Source organism: Cellulomonas sp. zg-ZUI22 (assembly GCF_017353535.1).
Classification (GTDB): domain Bacteria; phylum Actinomycetota; class Actinomycetes; order Actinomycetales; family Cellulomonadaceae; genus Cellulomonas; species Cellulomonas wangleii.
This window is the reverse complement of the sequence record NZ_JAFMUZ010000002.1, coordinates 468,269-484,019: the sequence shown is the minus strand read 5'-3', so window position 1 is coordinate 484,019 and position 15,751 is coordinate 468,269. Positions and strand designations below refer to the sequence as shown.

Sequence of the window (15,751 nt, the reverse complement as noted above, 5' to 3'; positions counted from 1 at the left end):
TCACCGCTTGCGCTTCTCGCGCACGCGCACCGAGATCGAGATGGGCGTGCCCTCGAACCCGAACGTCTCGCGCAGGCGGCGCTCGATGAACCGGCGGTACGTGGGCTCGAGGAACCCGCTGGCGAAGATGACGAACCGCGGCGGGCGCGTCGAGGCCTGCGTGGCGAACAGGATGCGCGGCTGCTTGCCGCCGCGCAGCGGGTGCGGGTGCGCCGAGACCAGCTCGCCGAGGAACGCGTTGAGGCGCCCGGTCGAGATGCGGGTGTCCCACGACTCCAGCGACCGCTCGAGGGCAGGCACGAGACGGTCGGTGTGCCAGCCGGTCTTGGCGGACACGTTGACGCGCGGCGCCCACTGCACCTGCACGAGCTGCTGCTCGATCTCGCGCTCCAGGTACGGGCGGCGGTCCTCGTCCATGAGGTCCCACTTGTTGTACGCGATGACGAGCGCCCGCCCGGCGTCGATGACCTGCTGGACGATGCGGATGTCCTGCTCGGTCATCGACTCCGACGCGTCGACGAGGACGACCGCGACCTCGGCCTTCTCGATCGCGGCCTGGGTGCGCAGCGAGGCGTAGAAGTCCGCGCCCGACGTCTGGTGCACGCGGCGGCGGATGCCGGCGGTGTCGACGAACACCCACGGCTTGCCACCCAGCGCGACGAGCTCGTCGACCGGGTCACGGGTGGTCCCGGCGGTCGGGTCGACGACCACGCGCTCGGACCCCACGACCTTGTTCAGGAGCGAGGACTTGCCGACGTTGGGCCGTCCGACCAGCGCGACGCGCCGCGGTCCGTCCGGCAGCGGCACGGCGTGCGCGGAGACCGTGGGCAGCGCCTTCATGGCCGCGTCCAGCAGGTCGCCGGTGCCGCGGCCGTGCAGCGCGGAGATCGGGTGGGGCTGCCCGAGGCCGAGCGACCACAGGGTGGCGGCGTCCGCCTCGACGGCCGGGCCGTCGACCTTGTTGGCCACCAGCACGACCGGCTTGCCGGAGCGTCGCAGCAGGCGCACGACCTGCTCGTCGGTGTCCGTGGAGCCCACCGTCGCGTCGACGACGAACAGCACGGCGTCGGCGAGGTCGACGGCGACCTCGGCCTGCTGCGCCACCCGCTTGTCCATCCCCGCGACGTCGACCTCCCAGCCGCCGGTGTCCACGAGCGTGAACCGGCGCCCGGACCACTCCGCCGGGTAGCTCACGCGGTCACGCGTCACACCGGGGTTGTCCTCGACGACGGCCTCGCGGCGCCCGAGGATCCGGTTGACGAGGGTCGACTTGCCGACGTTCGGGCGCCCGACGACGGCCAGCACCGGCAGCGTCGTCTCGATCTCGAGGGCGTCACCCTCGAGTCCCTCGCCCTCCAGGAGGGCCAGGTCCTCGTCGGCCAGGTCGTACTCGGCGAGGCCGGCACGCAGCGCACGTTCGCGGGCCACCTCGTCGTCGCCGTCGGCCGCGGCGTCGTCGGTCGGCGGCGCGGTGGGCTCGAGGAGGTCGCCGCGGTCGTCGTCCGGGGTGCGCGTCGTCGTGGGGTCGGGCTGGTCCATGCGTCCATTGTCCCCTGCCGCGGCGACTCGTCCGGCCATGTCACGTCGCGACGTGCACCACGGCGCGCCCCCGGCGTGTCAGGCCGTCGAGCGTGGGTCGTCCGCCGGCAGCTCGACCCCGGTGCGGGCCTGCGCGGTCACGAGCAGCTCGCTCAGCGCGCTGCGCAGCGACGCCGCGGCGTGGTCGATGGCCTCCCTGCGTGACAGCCCGTCTGCGCCGACGTCGATCGGGTCGCCGAACTCCACGACGAGGTCGCGGCGCAGCTCCGGCAGCCCGTGCGCGGACTCCCCCGTGCGCCGGGTACCCAGGATCGCGACGGGCACCACGGGCGCGCCGCCGTTGACCGCCAGCCACGCCGCCCCCGCACGCACCTGCTCGACCGTGCCGCGCCCGCGGGTCCCCTCGGGGAAGATGCCCACGGCGCCGCCGCGGCGCAGCACACCGAGAGCGGACTGCAGCGCGGGACGCCCGTTGGCGCGGTCGACGGGGATCTGCCCCGCCGCTCGCAGCACGAGCCCGAGCGGCCCGCGGAAGAGCTCCGTCTTCACCAGCACGTGCAGCGGCCGTGGTGCCGCCCCGACGAGCAGCGGGCCGTCCAGCAGGGTGATGTGGTTCGCGGCCAGCACCACCGGTCCGCTGCGGGGCACGCGCTCGGCGCCCGTGACGTGCGTGTCCCACACGACCCGGGCCAGGAACCGCCCCACCCACCGCCCCCACGCGGGGCCGGCCGGCGACGGCACGTGGCGCGCGCCCGCGGCGCTCACCGGGGCGCTCGTGCCTGGGGGTCGCCTGCCCGCCCGACCACGTCGAGCACGGCCACGACCGTCTGCTCGAGGTCCAGCTCCGAGGAGTCGACCGTCACCACGCCGTCCGCCGCCACCTGGAACTCCACGACCGTGGAGTCGTCGGCGTCGCGGCGCACCACCTGGTCGCGGGTCGCGGCGATCGCGGCGGCGTCGTCGCTCCCGTGCACCTCACGTGCCCGGCGCGCGAGCCTCGCGGCCTCGTCGGCGGTGAGCAGCACCCGCACGTCGGCGTCGGGGGCGACGACCGTCGTGATGTCCCGACCCTCGGCCACCACGCCGCGCCCGCCGGACCAGCCGCCGCTCCGCTCGGCCTCGATGAGCTCACGCTGTCGTCGTCCCAGCTCGGCGCGCGCGTCGAGGTTGGTCGCCACCGCGCTGACCTGCGACGAGATCTCGGTGCTGCGGATCGCCGCGCCGACGTCACGGCCGCCCACGGTCACCGTCGGCGCCGCCGGGTCCATGCCCATGACCAGCGGCAGGTCCCGCACGGCGGCCGCGACGGCGGGTCCGTCGCCCAGTGGCACGCCCTGGTCCAGGCACCACCAGGTCGCCGCCCGGTACATCGCCCCGGTGTCGAGGTAGGCCAGCCCCAGCCGCCGCGCGACCTCGCGCGACACGCTCGACTTGCCCGACCCGGACGGTCCGTCCACCGCCACGACGGTGCTCAACTCACCAGCCTCCATCCCCGAGCGGTCAGCTCGGTCTCCAGGTGCTCGGCACGCCCGGGCAGCACCGAGATCGACGCCATGCCGACCGGTCGCCCTGCCGCGTGCTCGAGCTGCAGGTCCTCCAGGTTCACGCCGGCGGCGCCGACGTCGCCGAGCAGCCGGGCCAGCTCGCCCGGCCGGTCCGGCACCAGCACGGTCACCACGGTGTACCGCTTGTGCGCACCGCCGTGCTTGCCGGGGATCCGGGCGGCGCCCGCACCCCCGTCGGCGATCGCGCGGGCGATCGTCGCCAGCGCGCCGAGCTCGACGTCCTCGGGCCCCGTGGCCGCCGCGGCGAGGTCGAGAGCACCGAGGACCACGTCGAGGTCCTCCCGCAGCGCCACCAGCACGTCCCGGACCGCCGCGGCGTTCGCGGCCAGGATCGACGTCCACAGCGCCGGGTCGGACGCCGCGAGGCGCGTCACGTCGCGCAGCCCCTGGCCCGCGAGCGCGAGGGCGTCGTCGTCGGCGGCGCGCAGGCGTGCCGCCACGAGCGAGGAGGCGAGCTGCGGGACGTGCGAGACGACGGCCACGGCGGCGTCGTGCTCGTCCGTGTCCATCACGACCGGGACGGCCCCGACGTCGACGGCGAGGTGCCGCACGGCGAGCACGGCGTCCTCGCCGGACTCCCCCGAGTCCGTGATGACCCAGGGGCGGCCGACGAAGAGCCCGGGCACGGCGGCGGACGGGCCGGACCGCTCGCGCCCCGCCATCGGGTGCGACCCGACGTACCGCGTCAGGTCGGCGCCGGCGGCGCGCAGCTCGGCCAGGACGTACCCCTTGACGCTGGCGACGTCGGTGACCACGGCCTGCGGGTGCGCCGCGAGCGACGCCGCCACGACATCGGCGGTCACGTCGGGAGGTGCGGCGACCACGACCAGCGCAGGGGCCGGCGACGACGCGTCGGCCGGGGTGCCGGCACCCACGTCACGCGCCAGCGCGAGGGCGGTGCGCGACGGGTCCTCGAGCTGGACGTCGACGCCGTGCTGCGCCAGGGCCAGCCCCACGGACGCACCGAGCAGCCCGGTGCCGACCACGCGCACCGGGCCGACGGTCGCGACGCTCACATGCCCACCGCCGTCATGAGCGAACCGACCTCCGTCTTCGAGAGCACGCGGGTGCGACCCGGGCGCAGGTCACCGAGCCGGATCGGGCCGATGCGGGTGCGCACGAGCCGGTCGACGGGGTGGCCGACCTCGTCGAACAGGCGGCGCACGACGCGGTTGCGGCCCTCGTGCAGGACGATCTCGACGAGGCTGGCGTGGCTGGCGACCTGCACGATCTTGAACTCGTCGACCGTGACGGTGCCGTCCTCCAGCTCGACGCCGGCCCTGAGCTGCTTGCCCAGCGACTCGCGGACCCGGCCCTGCACCTCGACGAGGTACGTCTTGGGCACCCCGTGCGACGGGTGGGCCAGCCGGTTGGCCAGCTCGCCGTCGTTCGTCAGCAGCAGCAGGCCCTCGGAGTCCGCGTCGAGGCGTCCGACGTGGAACAGGCGCTCCTCGCGGTTGGCGACGTACTGCGCCAGCGACGGCCGCCCCTCGGGGTCGTGCATCGTCGAGACCACGCCCACCGGCTTGTTCAGCGCGATCGTGACGACCGAGGAGTCCAGCTGCACCCGCATGCCGTCCACGTGCAGCACGGCGGTCAGCGGGTCCACCCGCACGCCGAGCTCCGTGACGATCTGCCCGTCGACGCTCACCCGCCCGGCGGCGATCAGCTGCTCGCACGCCCGGCGCGAGCCGAGGCCGGCCGAGGCCAGCACCTTCTGCAGCCGCACGCCGTCGGGGTCGTGCACGTCGATCGGCTCCGCGACCTGGGCGGGCCGCCGCGTCGGCCGGCCCGTGCGACGCGGCCCGCGTCCCGGAGTCCCGCCGCCCGTGCGTCCCGTACCTCCCGCGCGCCCGCCACCCCGGTGGCCACGCGCTCCCGTGCCGCTCATCGTCCGTCCTCTCGTCCGTCGGTCGTGTCCACGCCGTCCAGGGACTCGATGTCCGGCAGGTACGGCGCCAGCGGGGGCAGCTCGTCGAGGCTCGACAGGCCCATCCGCTCCAAGAAGTATCCCGTGGTCCCGTAGAGCACCGCGCCGGTGGCGGCGTCCTGCCCGACCTCCGCCACCAGACCGCGCGTCGACAGGGTCCGCATCACGCCGTCCACGTTGACGCCGCGGACGGCGGAGACCTGCCCGCGGCTGACGGGCTGGCGGTAGGCCACGACCGCGAGGGTCTCGAGCGCCGCCTGGGTGAGTCGCTGGGTCTGCCCGTCGACCACGAAGCGCCCCACGACGTCCGCGTACGGACCGGCGGAGTAGATCCGCCAGCCGTCGCCGGCACGCCGCAGCTCGAAGCCGCGCGGCCGGCCGCCGCCCTCGCCGCGGTACTCGGCGGCGAGCGTGGCCAGCAGCTCCTCGACGTGCGCGGTGGGCAGCGCCAGCGCGGTGGCCAGGCGCACCGCGGGGACCGGCTCGTCGGCGACCATGAGGACGGCCTCGAGCGCCGCGAGCGCCCCGCCGGGCAGCGACGCGACGTCGAACGCGAGCTCGTCGGGTGCGGCGTCCGCCGCGTCCGGGGCGGTGCCCGGTGCCTGCGGGGCGGTGTCCTGTGCGTCCTGCGCGCTCATGCGCCGGCCTCCTCGTGCCCCGGGGCGTCCGTGGCCGGCGCCCCCGGGTCGTCGTGGTCGAAGTCGTCGGACACGGCGACGTCACCCTCCTCGCTGCCGGTCCACCGCACGGTGAGCTCACCGAGCGGCACCACCTGGTCGAACGCGACGGCCCCCTCGCGGAACAGCTCCAGCAGCGCCAGGAACCGCACGACGACCACCACGGGCTCGTCGGCGTCCGCCGTCAGCGACCGGAAGCTCGACGCGCCGTCGCGGCGCAGGCGGTCGACGAGCAGGGCGGCCTGCTCCCGCACGCTGACGAGCGGGGCGTGCAGGTGGCTGACGTCCACCCCGGGCGGCGGCGGCTTGGGCGCCAGCGCACGCGCGGCGAGCTCGGCGAGCCGGTCCGGACCCAGCTGCCAGACGAGCTCGGGCAGCAGCGCGGCCAGGTGCGGCTCGAGCTGCACGTCGCGCGGGAACCGACGCGCCCCCTCCTCGAGGCGCACGCCCAGGTCGCGGGCGACGACCTTGTACGCGCGGTACTGCAGCAGCCGGGCGAACAGCAGGTCGCGCGCCTCCAGCAGCTCCAGGTCCTCGGCGTCCTCGACCTGCGCGGAGGGCAGCAGTCGCGCCGCCTTCAGGTCGAGGAGCGTGGCGGCCACGAGCAGGAACTCGCTGGCCTGCGACAGGTCCCAGTCCTTGCCGCCCGCGGCGGCGGCACGCTCGGCGGCACGGATGTACGCGATGAACTCGTCGGTGACCTGCGCGAGCGCGATCTCGGTGATGTCCAGGCGGTGCTTGGCGATCAGTCCGAGCAGCAGGTCGAACGGGCCGCTGAAGACGTCGAGGTGGACCTCGAACCCGGACGACCCCGACGGCGCCCCCTGCCCCGACGCGCCGTCGGACGGACGCGGGGTGTCCAGCGTGCCGGGCGCGCCGTCAGGCGGCGTCGCCACGCGCCACGAGCTCGCGCGCGAGCCGGCGGTAGGCCTCGGCACCCGGGTGCGTCGGGGCGTACTGCGTGATCGGCTCCGCGGCCACGGTCGCGTCGGGGAACTTCACCGTCCGGCCGATGACCGTGTGCAGCAGGGTGTCCCCGAACGCCTCGTTGACCCGCGCGACGACCTCCCGCGCGTGCAGGGTGCGCGAGTCGTACATGGTCGCCAGGATGCCGTCGACCTCGAGGCGCGGGTTGAGGCGGTCGCGCACCTTCTCGATGGTCTCGATGAGCAGCGCGACGCCGCGCAGCGCGAAGAACTCGCACTCCAGCGGGATGAGCACGCCGTGCGCCGCCGTGAGCGCGTTCACGGTGAGCAGGCCCAGGGACGGCTGGCAGTCGATGAACACGACGTCGTAGTCGTCGAGGACGGGGCGCAGCACCCGCGACAGGACGGACTCGCGCGCCACCTCGCCGACGAGCTGGACCTCCGCGGCCGACAGGTCGATGTTGGCGGGCAGCAGGTCGAGGCCGGGCACCGCCGTGTGGCGCAGCACGTCCTGGAGGTCGGCGTCGCGCTCCATGAGCAGGTTGTAGACCGTGCGGTCGAGCTCGTGCGGGCTGATGCCCAGGCCGACCGAGGCGGCACCCTGCGGGTCGAAGTCGACGATGAGGACCCGGCGGCCGTACTCGGCCAGCGCCGCGGCCAGGTTGATGGTGGTCGTCGTCTTGCCGACGCCACCCTTCTGGTTGCACATCGCGATGACGCGCGCCGGACCGTGCGACGCCAGCGGCGCGGGCACGGGGAACACCGGTAGCGGCCGTCCCACCGCGTCGAGCTGCTGCTCGGTCGTCTCCTGGCTCATGCTCACCATCTGCTCCCCGTCGCCCGTGCGGGCCCACCTCGCGCACAACCTACCCGAGCCCGGCGCCCGCACCCGGTGCGACAGACCGGGCGCCGCACGATCCGCATCACCGGGCTCGCGGGTGGCTCGCCGCGTACACCTCACGCATGGTGTCGGGCGTCACCATCGTGTAGATCTGCGTCGTCGTCACCGAGGCGTGCCCCAGCAGCTCCTGGACCACGCGCACGTCCGCGCCGCCGGCCAGCAGGTGCGTCGCGAACGAGTGCCGCAGCGTGTGCGGCGACAGGTGCGCTGCGTCCAGGCCGGCCCTCTCCGCCGCTGTGCGCAGGACGGCCCAGGCGGACTGCCGGCTGAGGCGGGCACCGCGGGTGTTGAGGAAGATCGCCGGCGTGCCGCGCCCCGCCTGCGCCAGGGCCGGCCGCCCGCGCACCAGGTACGCCTCGACGGCACGCGCCGCGTACGAGCCGACGGGCACGACGCGCTCCTTGCCGCCCTTGCCGAGCAGCCGCACGGCGGCCCGGTCCGGCGTGAGGTCCAGGTCGTCGACGTCGAGCCCGACCGCCTCGGAGATCCGGGCGCCCGTGGAGTACACCAGCTCCAGCAGCGCGCGGTCGCGCAGCGGGACGGGTCCGTCACCGACGCCCGCGGCGTCCAGGAGTCGACCCACGTCCTGCACCGAGATGGCCTTGGGCAGCCGCCGGGGCTGCTGCGGCGGGCGCACGTCCGCCGCGGCGTCGGTGGGGGCCAGTCCGTCGAGCGCGAGGAACCGGTGCCAGCCGCGCATGGCGACGACGCTGCGCGCCGCCGACGCCGGTGACAGGACGGCGCGCCCGTCGGAGCCCGTGCGCATCACCAGCACGTAGTCCTCGGCGTCGCGCTCGGTGACCTGGGCGGGATCGGTGCGTCCGCACGCCCGCAGGTGCTCGACGTAGCGCGTCAGGTCGCGGCGGTACGCCGCCAGCGTGTGGGTGGCGAGCCCGCGCTCGACCGTGAGGTGGGCGAGGTACCCCTCGAGCGCGGCGGTCAGGCGGTCGGCCACGTCCGCGACGTCACAGCGGCAGGAAGACGTCCACCGCGACCGCGACGGACAGCAGGGTCAGGTAGGTGATGGACCCGTGGAACACCGTCATGGCGCGCAGCGGCGGGTGCTGCGGGTCGCGTGCACGGCGCAGCAGCCCGATGCACAGCCACAGGAACCAGGCGCCGAGCGCCGCGGCGACGACGGCGTACACCCAGGTCATGCCACCCACGGGCACCAGCAGCAACGAGCACGCGATCATCGCCAGCGTGTACGCGATCATCTGGCGCGCGACCTTGGTGTCGGCGGCGACGACCGGCAGCATCGGGACGCCCGCGGCGGCGTAGTCGCGCCGGAACTTCATCGACAGCGGCCAGTAGTGCGGCGGCGTCCAGAAGAACACGACGCCGAACAGCAGCACCGCCTCCCACGACACCCCGCCGGTCACGGCCGACCAGCCGATGACGACCGGCATGCAGCCCGCCGCACCGCCCCACACGATGTTCTGCGGGGTGCGCCGCTTGAGGATCATCGTGTAGCCGACGACGTAGATGAGGATCGCCGACGCGGTCCACAGGGCGGACGGCGGGTTCACCACGAACCAGAGCCACGCCAGCGACAGGGCGCCCAGCACCAGCCCGAACACCAGGGCCGCACGCGGCGTGATCCGCCCGGTGACGATCGGCCGGCGCCGGGTGCGGTTCATGACCTCGTCGATGTCGCGGTCGAGGTACTGGTTGAGCGTGTTGGCCGCACCCGCGGCACCCGCTCCCCCGACCAGCGTGGCGACGACGAGGCCGAGCGGCGGCATGCCGCGCGCGGCGAGGAACATCGTGGGGATGGTCGTGATGAGCAGCAGCTCGATGACGCGGGGCTTGGTGAGCGCGACGTACGCGGCGACGGTGCCCAGCGCCGTGGACCACCGACCGCCCGGGGCCGGCGCGAGGGCGGGGGCGTCGCCCGCTCCCTGCGGCTCGCCCTCCACCGTGCCGACCGTGCCGACCGTGGCACCGGGGCTGCTCGCGTCGAGGGACGCGGGGGTGGACAGGCGCACGCGCTTCGGTTTCCGTTCGGGAGTCGGATCGGGGGTGCCGACACCCGTCGGGGCGTGGGCGGACGGGACCGAGGTCCCGTCGGCCATGGTACGCACCCCGCCACCCGCACGGGACGTTCGACCCGGTCGCGGCGCCGCCGGAGGACGTGAGATCGGTCGCACGAGGTCCGCGACGGGCCGACGCACGGCGTCGGTCGGGTGTGGCAATCGTTTGCCGCGTTCCTGGACCCAGTGCGCGGCAGGAGGCGGGTCCGCTATAGGCTCCCCGTCAGCAGACCTCCCCGCCCGACGACGCGGCGGGGCCCCAGCCGGACGAACCGCGATGCGGCAGACGTCCGGAGACGCTCGGAACGACGCCCCGCGCGTGCGGGACGGGAATGAGGTTCGGTGAACGCGAAGGCTCCCCTGGCCACCACGGTCGGCTGGTCCGATCTCGACGTGCGGGCGGTCGACACCGTCCGCGTGCTCGCGGCGGACGCGGTCGAGAAGGTCGGCAACGGGCACCCCGGCACGGCGATCAGCCTGGCCCCGGCCGCCTACCTGCTGTACCAGAACGTGATGCGCCACGACCCGACGGACCCGCACTGGCTGGGCCGTGACCGGTTCATCCTCTCCGCGGGCCACTCCAGCCTGACGCAGTACATCCAGCTCTACCTGGGTGGCTTCGGCCTGGAGCTCGAGGACCTCGAGGCCCTGCGCACGTGGGGCTCGAAGACCCCGGGCCACCCCGAGTACCGCCACACCGCCGGCGTCGAGATCACCACGGGCCCCCTCGGCCAGGGCCTCGCCTCGGCCGTCGGGTTCGCGATGGCGGCCCGCCGTGAGCGCGGCCTGCTCGACCCCGAGGCGGCGCCGGGCACCAGCCCGTTCGACCACCACGTGTACGTCATCGCCTCCGACGGCGACCTGCAGGAGGGCGTGACCAGCGAGGCGTCCTCGCTGGCCGGCACCCAGGAGCTCGGCAACCTCGTCGTGCTGTGGGACGACAACCACATCTCCATCGAGGGCGACACGCAGATCGCGTTCACCGAGGACGTGCTCAAGCGCTACGAGTCCTACGGCTGGCACGTGCAGTACGTCGACTGGACCGTCGGCGGCGAGTACCGCGAGGACGTGGACGCGCTGAACGCGGCCATCGAGGCGGCCAAGGCCGTCACCGACAAGCCGTCGTTCATCGGTCTGCGCACCCTCATCGCGTGGCCGACCCCCGGCAAGACGGACGACCACTCCTCGCACGGCTCGAAGCTGGGCACCGAGGCGATCCGTGGCCTGAAGGAGGTGCTCGGCTTCGACCCCGAGAAGTCCTTCGAGGTCGCCCCGGAGGTCATCGCGCACACGCGCAGCCTGGCCGACCGTGCCGCGACGGCCCGCGCCGCGTGGCAGCAGTCGTTCGACGCCTGGGCCGCGGCCAACCCCGAGCGCAAGGCGCTCCTCGACCGCCTGCGCGCGGACGCTCTGCCCGAGGGCTGGACCGAGGCGCTGCCGACGTTCCCCGCCGGCAAGGCCGTCGCCACGCGTGCCGCGTCCGGTGAGGTGCTGTCCGCGCTCGCGCCCGTGCTGCCCGAGCTGTGGGGCGGCTCGGCCGACCTCGCCGGGTCGAACAACACGACGATGAAGGGTGAGTCGTCGTTCCTGCCGGCGCACCGCTCGTCGCACGAGTTCGCCGGCGACCAGTACGGCCGCACGCTGCACTTCGGCATCCGCGAGCACGCCATGGGCTCGATCCTGTCCGGGATCCGCCTGCACGGCCTCACGCGGCCCTACGGCGGCACCTTCTTCACGTTCTCCGACTACATGCGCGGCGCCGTGCGCCTGGCCGCGCTCATGGGCGTGAACGTCACGTACGTGTGGACCCACGACTCGATCGGCCTGGGTGAGGACGGCCCGACGCACCAGCCGGTCGAGCACCTCGCCGCGGTCCGTGCGATCCCCGGCCTGGCGGTCGTGCGCCCGGCCGACGCCAACGAGACGGCGGCCGCGTGGCGGGCGTCGCTCGAGCGCACCGACGGTCCCGTGGCGCTCGTCCTGACCCGCCAGAACGTGCCCACGTTCCCGCGCGGCGAGGACGGCTTCGCGACGACCGACGGCGTCGCCAAGGGCGCGTACGTCCTGCTCGAGGCGTCGACCGGCACGCCCGACGTGGTGCTGCTCGCCACGGGCTCCGAGGTGCAGCTCGCCGTCGAGGCGCGCGAGACCCTCGAGGCCGCCGGCGTGGCCACCCGCGTGGTGTCGGCGCCCTGCCTCGAGTGGTTCGCCGAGCAGGACGACGAGTACCGCGAGTCGGTGCTGCCGTCCACGGTGCGCGCACGGGTGTCGGTCGAGGCCGGCATCTCGCTGTCGTGGCACAAGATCCTCGGCGACGCGGGTCGCGCGGTCTCCCTCGAGCACTACGGGGCGTCCGCGGACTACCAGACGCTGTACCGGGAGTTCGGGATCACCGCCGAGGCCGTCGTGGCCGCGGCGCACGAGTCGATCGCGGCAGCCCGTGGGGCGCACGCCCCGTCCGACCGTCCGGACGCGTCCGCGCAGTCCGGGACCGGCGACCTGCCGGCCTGACGGTCGACAGCGGCGGGGCCGGCTCCAGCCCGGCCCCGCCGCCCGCAGGACGCAGATGCACCTCGTGGGACGAAGGGGAACGACCATGACCAGCACCACCCCCCTGCAGGCACTGCGTGAGGCGGGCGTCGCCGTCTGGCTCGACGACCTGTCGCGTCAGCGCATCGCGTCCGGCGGGCTCGCGGACCTCGTCGCCCGCGGCGTCGTGGGCGTGACGACGAACCCGTCGATCTTCGCCGCGGCGCTGGCGCACGGTGACGCGTACGACGCGCAGCTGCGCTCGCTCGCGGTCGACGGCGCGGCCGTCGAGGAGGCCGTGCTGCGGGTCACGACGGACGACGTGCGCGACGCCTGCGACGTCCTGCGCCCGGTGTACGACGCCACGGACGGCGTCGACGGCCGGGTCTCCATCGAGGTCGACCCGCGCCTGGCGCGTGACACGGCCGCGACCACGGCCACGGCCCAGACGCTCTGGTCGGAGATCGAGCGGCCCAACCTCTTCGTCAAGATCCCGGCCACGGTCGAGGGCCTGCCGGCCATCACGACCGCGCTCGCGCAGGGCATCAGCGTCAACGTCACGCTGATCTTCTCCCTGCAGCGCTACCGCGCGGTGCTCGACGCGTTCGTCGACGGTCTGGAGCAGGCGCACGCGGCCGGCCTCGACCTCGCGCCCATCGCGTCCGTCGCGTCGTTCTTCGTCTCGCGCGTGGACGCCGCGATCGACCCGCGGCTGGACGAGATCGGCACCGAGGAAGCCGCGGCGCTGCGCGGCAGGGCCGCCGTCGCCAACGCGCGGCTCGCGTGGAGCGTGTACCAGGACGTCGTCACCGGCGACCGGTGGCAGGCGCTGGCCGCGGCCGGTGCCAAGCCGCAGCGGCCGCTGTGGGCGTCCACGGGCGTGAAGGACCCCGCCTACCCCGACACCAAGTACGTCGACGAGCTCGTCGTGGCCGGGTCGGTCAACACGATGCCGGAGAAGACGCTCGAGGCCGTCGCCGACCACGGACAGGTCCTGGGCGACACCGTCACCGGTACGCAGGACGAGTCCGCCGCGCTCCTCGACCGGATCGAGGCGCTGGGCATCTCCGTCGACGACGTCACCGAGCAGCTCGAGTCCGAGGGGCTGCAGAAGTTCGAGGCCTCCTGGGCCGAGCTGCTCACCACCGTCGAGGCCGGCCTCCAGGGCGCCGCCGACGACGCCGGTGCCGCCCGGTGAGCCCCGCGAAGGTCGGACCCGACCAGAACCCGCTGCGTGACGCGCGGGACAGGCGACTTCCGCGCATCGCCGGGCCCAGCGGCCTGGTCATCTTCGGTGTCACCGGTGACCTGGCCCGCAAGAAGCTCATGCCCGCGGTCTACGACCTGACCAACCGCGGCCTGCTGCCGCCCGGGTTCGCCCTGACGGGGTTCGCGCGCCGGGACTGGGAGACGCAGGACTTCGAGCAGGTGGTCCGCGACTCGGTCAAGGAGTACGCGCGCACCCCGTTCCGCGAGGCCACCTGGCGCCAGCTGTCCGAGGGCATCCGGTTCGTCCAGGGGACGTTCGACGACGACGACGCCTTCGACCGGCTGAGCAAGACGGTCGAGGAGCTCGACGTGACGCGCGGCACGGGCGGCAACCACGCGTTCTACCTCTCGGTGCCGCCGAGCTCGTTCCCCGTCGTGTGCCAGCAGCTCGCCCGCTCGGGACTCTCGCAGCCGAAGGAGGGCACCTGGCGGCGCGTCGTCATCGAGAAGCCGTTCGGCCACGACCTCGAGTCGGCCCGGGAGCTCAACGACATCGTGTCCCAGGTGTTCCACCCGGACGACATCTTCCGGATCGACCACTACCTGGGCAAGGAGACGGTCCAGAACCTGCTGGCGCTGCGGTTCGCCAACCAGCTGTTCGAGCCGATCTGGAACGGCAACTACGTCGACCACGTGCAGATCACGATGGCCGAGGACATCGGCATCGGCGGCCGCGCGGGGTACTACGACGGCATCGGCGCCGCCCGCGACGTCATCCAGAACCACCTGCTGCAGCTGCTCGCGCTGACCGCGATGGAGGAGCCGGTCTCCTTCGACGCGGCGTCGCTGCGGGCCGAGAAGACCAAGGTGCTCTCGGCGCTGCGGCTGCCGCGCGACCTGGGCAAGCACACCGCACGCGGGCAGTACACGGCCGGCTGGCAGGGCGGCGAGAAGGTCGTGGGCTACGCGCAGGAGGAGGGTTTCAACCCCGACTCGACGACCGAGACGTACGCCGCGATCCGCGTGGACATCGACACACGCCGGTGGGCCGGGGTGCCGTTCTACCTGCGGACGGGCAAGCGGCTCGGCCGGCGTGTCACCGAGATCGCCGTCGTGTTCAAGCGGGCCCCGCACCTGCCGTTCGAGGCGACCGCCGCCTCTGAGCTCGGCAAGAACGCCCTGGTCATCCGCGTGCAGCCCGACGAGGGCGTCACGCTGCGGTTCGGCGCCAAGGTGCCGGGTACCGCGATGGAGGTCCGCGACGTCACCATGGACTTCGGCTACGGCCACGCCTTCACCGAGTCCTCCCCCGAGGCGTACGAGCGCCTCATCCTCGACGTGCTGCTCGGCGACCCGCCGCTCTTCCCGCAGCACGAGGAGGTCGAGCTGTCGTGGAAGATCCTCGACCCGGTCATCGACTACTGGGCGTCCCGCGGCAGGCCGGACGAGTACCGGGCGGGCACGTGGGGTCCCGCCTCGGCCGACGAGATGATGGCCCGTGACGGGCGCGCCTGGAGGCTGCCGTGATCATCGACATGCCCGACACCAGCACCCGGGCCATCAACCGGCGGCTGATCCAGGAGCGCGAGGAGGGGGGTGCGGTCGCGCTCGGCCGTGTCCTCACCCTCATCATCGACGCCGACGCGCACGACCCCGAGGACGCCATCGCAGCGGCCAACGCGGCCAGCCGCGAGCACCCCTGCCGCATCATCGTCATCACCGAGCGCACAAGCGACCGCGAGTCCAACCTCGACGCCCAGATCCGCCTCGGTGGCGACGCCGGCGCCAGCGAGGTCATCGTCCTGCGGGTCTCGGGCGGTGTCGTCCGGCACATCGACACGCTGGTCATGCCCCTGCTCCTGCCCGACGCACCGATCGTCGTGTGGTGGCCCTACGACGTCCCCGCCAACCCCGCCGAGCACCCCCTGGGGCGGATGGCGCAGCGCCGCATCACCGACACCACGACGTGCCGCCGGCCCAGCCGTGCGCTGCGCGACCTCGCGCAGGTCTACACCGACGGGGACACGGACCTCGCGTGGACGCGTGCCACGCTGTGGCGCGGGCTCATCGCGGCGACGCTGGACCAGCCGCCGTACGAGCCGGTGCACCGCGCGGTCGTCACCGGGGAGAGCACGCACCCCTCGGTCGACCTCATCGCGGCGTGGCTCGCGCAGGCGCTGCGCTGCCCCGTGGAGATCGAGCGCGTCCCGGGTGCCCCCGCGATCACCCAGGTCCGCCTCGAACGGACGTCGGGCGACATCGTGCTGGACCGCCCCGACGGCAAGACCGCCTCGCTGCGGCAGCCGGACCAGCCCGAGCACCGCATCGCGCTGCCGATCCGCCAGCTGCGTGAGTGCCTGGTCGAGGAGCTGCGCCGGCTCGACGCCGACGAGGTGTACGGCGAGGTGCTGCAGAAGGGCCTCGCCCGCATCGACGGCTGAC

General features: G+C 74.0%; 14 protein-coding genes. 4 read left to right on the top strand and 10 right to left on the bottom strand.

Features of this window, described 5'->3' with window-relative positions:
- The 10 genes from der to J1G43_RS09875 all read right to left on the bottom strand — a co-directional run bounded on the left by der (nucleotide 1) and on the right by J1G43_RS09875 (nucleotide 9,382).
- Entirely contained in the window at nucleotides 1-1,539 is a 1,539-nt protein-coding gene (der, locus tag J1G43_RS09920) for a ribosome biogenesis GTPase Der (RefSeq protein ID WP_207342207.1), read from the bottom strand.
- Between the two features lie 78 nt (nucleotides 1,540-1,617).
- Complete coding sequence (locus J1G43_RS09915; RefSeq protein WP_207378385.1) at nucleotides 1,618-2,304, bottom strand: 1-acyl-sn-glycerol-3-phosphate acyltransferase; 687 nt, start codon at nucleotides 2,302-2,304, stop codon at nucleotides 1,618-1,620.
- On the bottom strand, nucleotides 2,301-3,029 hold the full coding sequence (gene cmk / locus J1G43_RS09910; RefSeq protein WP_207370452.1) for a (d)CMP kinase: 729 nt from the start codon (nucleotides 3,027-3,029) through the stop codon (nucleotides 2,301-2,303). Before cmk ends, J1G43_RS09915 begins: the two co-directional genes overlap by 4 nt.
- Entirely contained in the window at nucleotides 3,011-4,120 is a 1,110-nt protein-coding gene (locus J1G43_RS09905) for a prephenate dehydrogenase (RefSeq protein ID WP_207342204.1), read from the bottom strand. Before J1G43_RS09905 ends, cmk begins: the two co-directional genes overlap by 19 nt.
- Complete coding sequence (locus J1G43_RS09900) at nucleotides 4,117-4,995, bottom strand: pseudouridine synthase (RefSeq protein WP_242635527.1); 879 nt, start codon at nucleotides 4,993-4,995, stop codon at nucleotides 4,117-4,119. The genes J1G43_RS09905 and J1G43_RS09900 overlap by 4 nt, the downstream gene beginning before the upstream one ends.
- Nucleotides 4,992-5,672, bottom strand: a complete 681-nt coding sequence (locus tag J1G43_RS09895) for an SMC-Scp complex subunit ScpB (protein ID WP_207342203.1) — start codon at nucleotides 5,670-5,672, stop codon at nucleotides 4,992-4,994. Before J1G43_RS09895 ends, J1G43_RS09900 begins: the two co-directional genes overlap by 4 nt.
- Complete coding sequence (locus tag J1G43_RS09890; protein ID WP_207378384.1) at nucleotides 5,669-6,607, bottom strand: ScpA family protein; 939 nt, start codon at nucleotides 6,605-6,607, stop codon at nucleotides 5,669-5,671. Before J1G43_RS09890 ends, J1G43_RS09895 begins: the two co-directional genes overlap by 4 nt.
- Nucleotides 6,591-7,454, bottom strand: coding sequence for a ParA family protein (locus tag J1G43_RS09885; protein WP_207342201.1), 864 nt, complete (start codon nucleotides 7,452-7,454; stop codon nucleotides 6,591-6,593). The genes J1G43_RS09890 and J1G43_RS09885 overlap by 17 nt, the downstream gene beginning before the upstream one ends.
- Before the next feature lie 106 nt (nucleotides 7,455-7,560).
- On the bottom strand, nucleotides 7,561-8,493 hold the full coding sequence (locus tag J1G43_RS09880) for a site-specific tyrosine recombinase XerD (protein ID WP_207342200.1): 933 nt from the start codon (nucleotides 8,491-8,493) through the stop codon (nucleotides 7,561-7,563).
- A gap of 10 nt (nucleotides 8,494-8,503) precedes the next feature.
- Nucleotides 8,504-9,382, bottom strand: coding sequence for a heme o synthase (locus tag J1G43_RS09875; protein WP_207800332.1), 879 nt, complete (start codon nucleotides 9,380-9,382; stop codon nucleotides 8,504-8,506).
- A 531-nt stretch (nucleotides 9,383-9,913) separates the two neighbouring features.
- Here J1G43_RS09875 and tkt point away from each other — a divergent pair.
- The 4 genes from tkt (at nucleotide 9,914) to opcA (ending at nucleotide 15,750) form a co-directional block, all read left to right on the top strand.
- Nucleotides 9,914-12,082: a transketolase gene (tkt, locus tag J1G43_RS09870; RefSeq protein WP_207342198.1), complete on the top strand. Its 2,169-nt coding sequence runs from the start codon at nucleotides 9,914-9,916 to the stop codon at nucleotides 12,080-12,082.
- Nucleotides 12,083-12,167: 85 nt separating this feature from the next.
- Nucleotides 12,168-13,298, top strand: a complete 1,131-nt coding sequence (gene tal, locus J1G43_RS09865) for a transaldolase (RefSeq protein ID WP_207378383.1) — start codon at nucleotides 12,168-12,170, stop codon at nucleotides 13,296-13,298.
- Complete coding sequence (gene zwf, locus J1G43_RS09860; RefSeq protein ID WP_207342196.1) at nucleotides 13,295-14,836, top strand: glucose-6-phosphate dehydrogenase; 1,542 nt, start codon at nucleotides 13,295-13,297, stop codon at nucleotides 14,834-14,836. The genes tal and zwf overlap by 4 nt, the downstream gene beginning before the upstream one ends.
- Nucleotides 14,833-15,750: a glucose-6-phosphate dehydrogenase assembly protein OpcA gene (opcA, locus tag J1G43_RS09855; protein ID WP_207342195.1), complete on the top strand. Its 918-nt coding sequence runs from the start codon at nucleotides 14,833-14,835 to the stop codon at nucleotides 15,748-15,750. Before zwf ends, opcA begins: the two co-directional genes overlap by 4 nt.
- Nucleotide 15,751 lies beyond the last annotated feature (1 nt).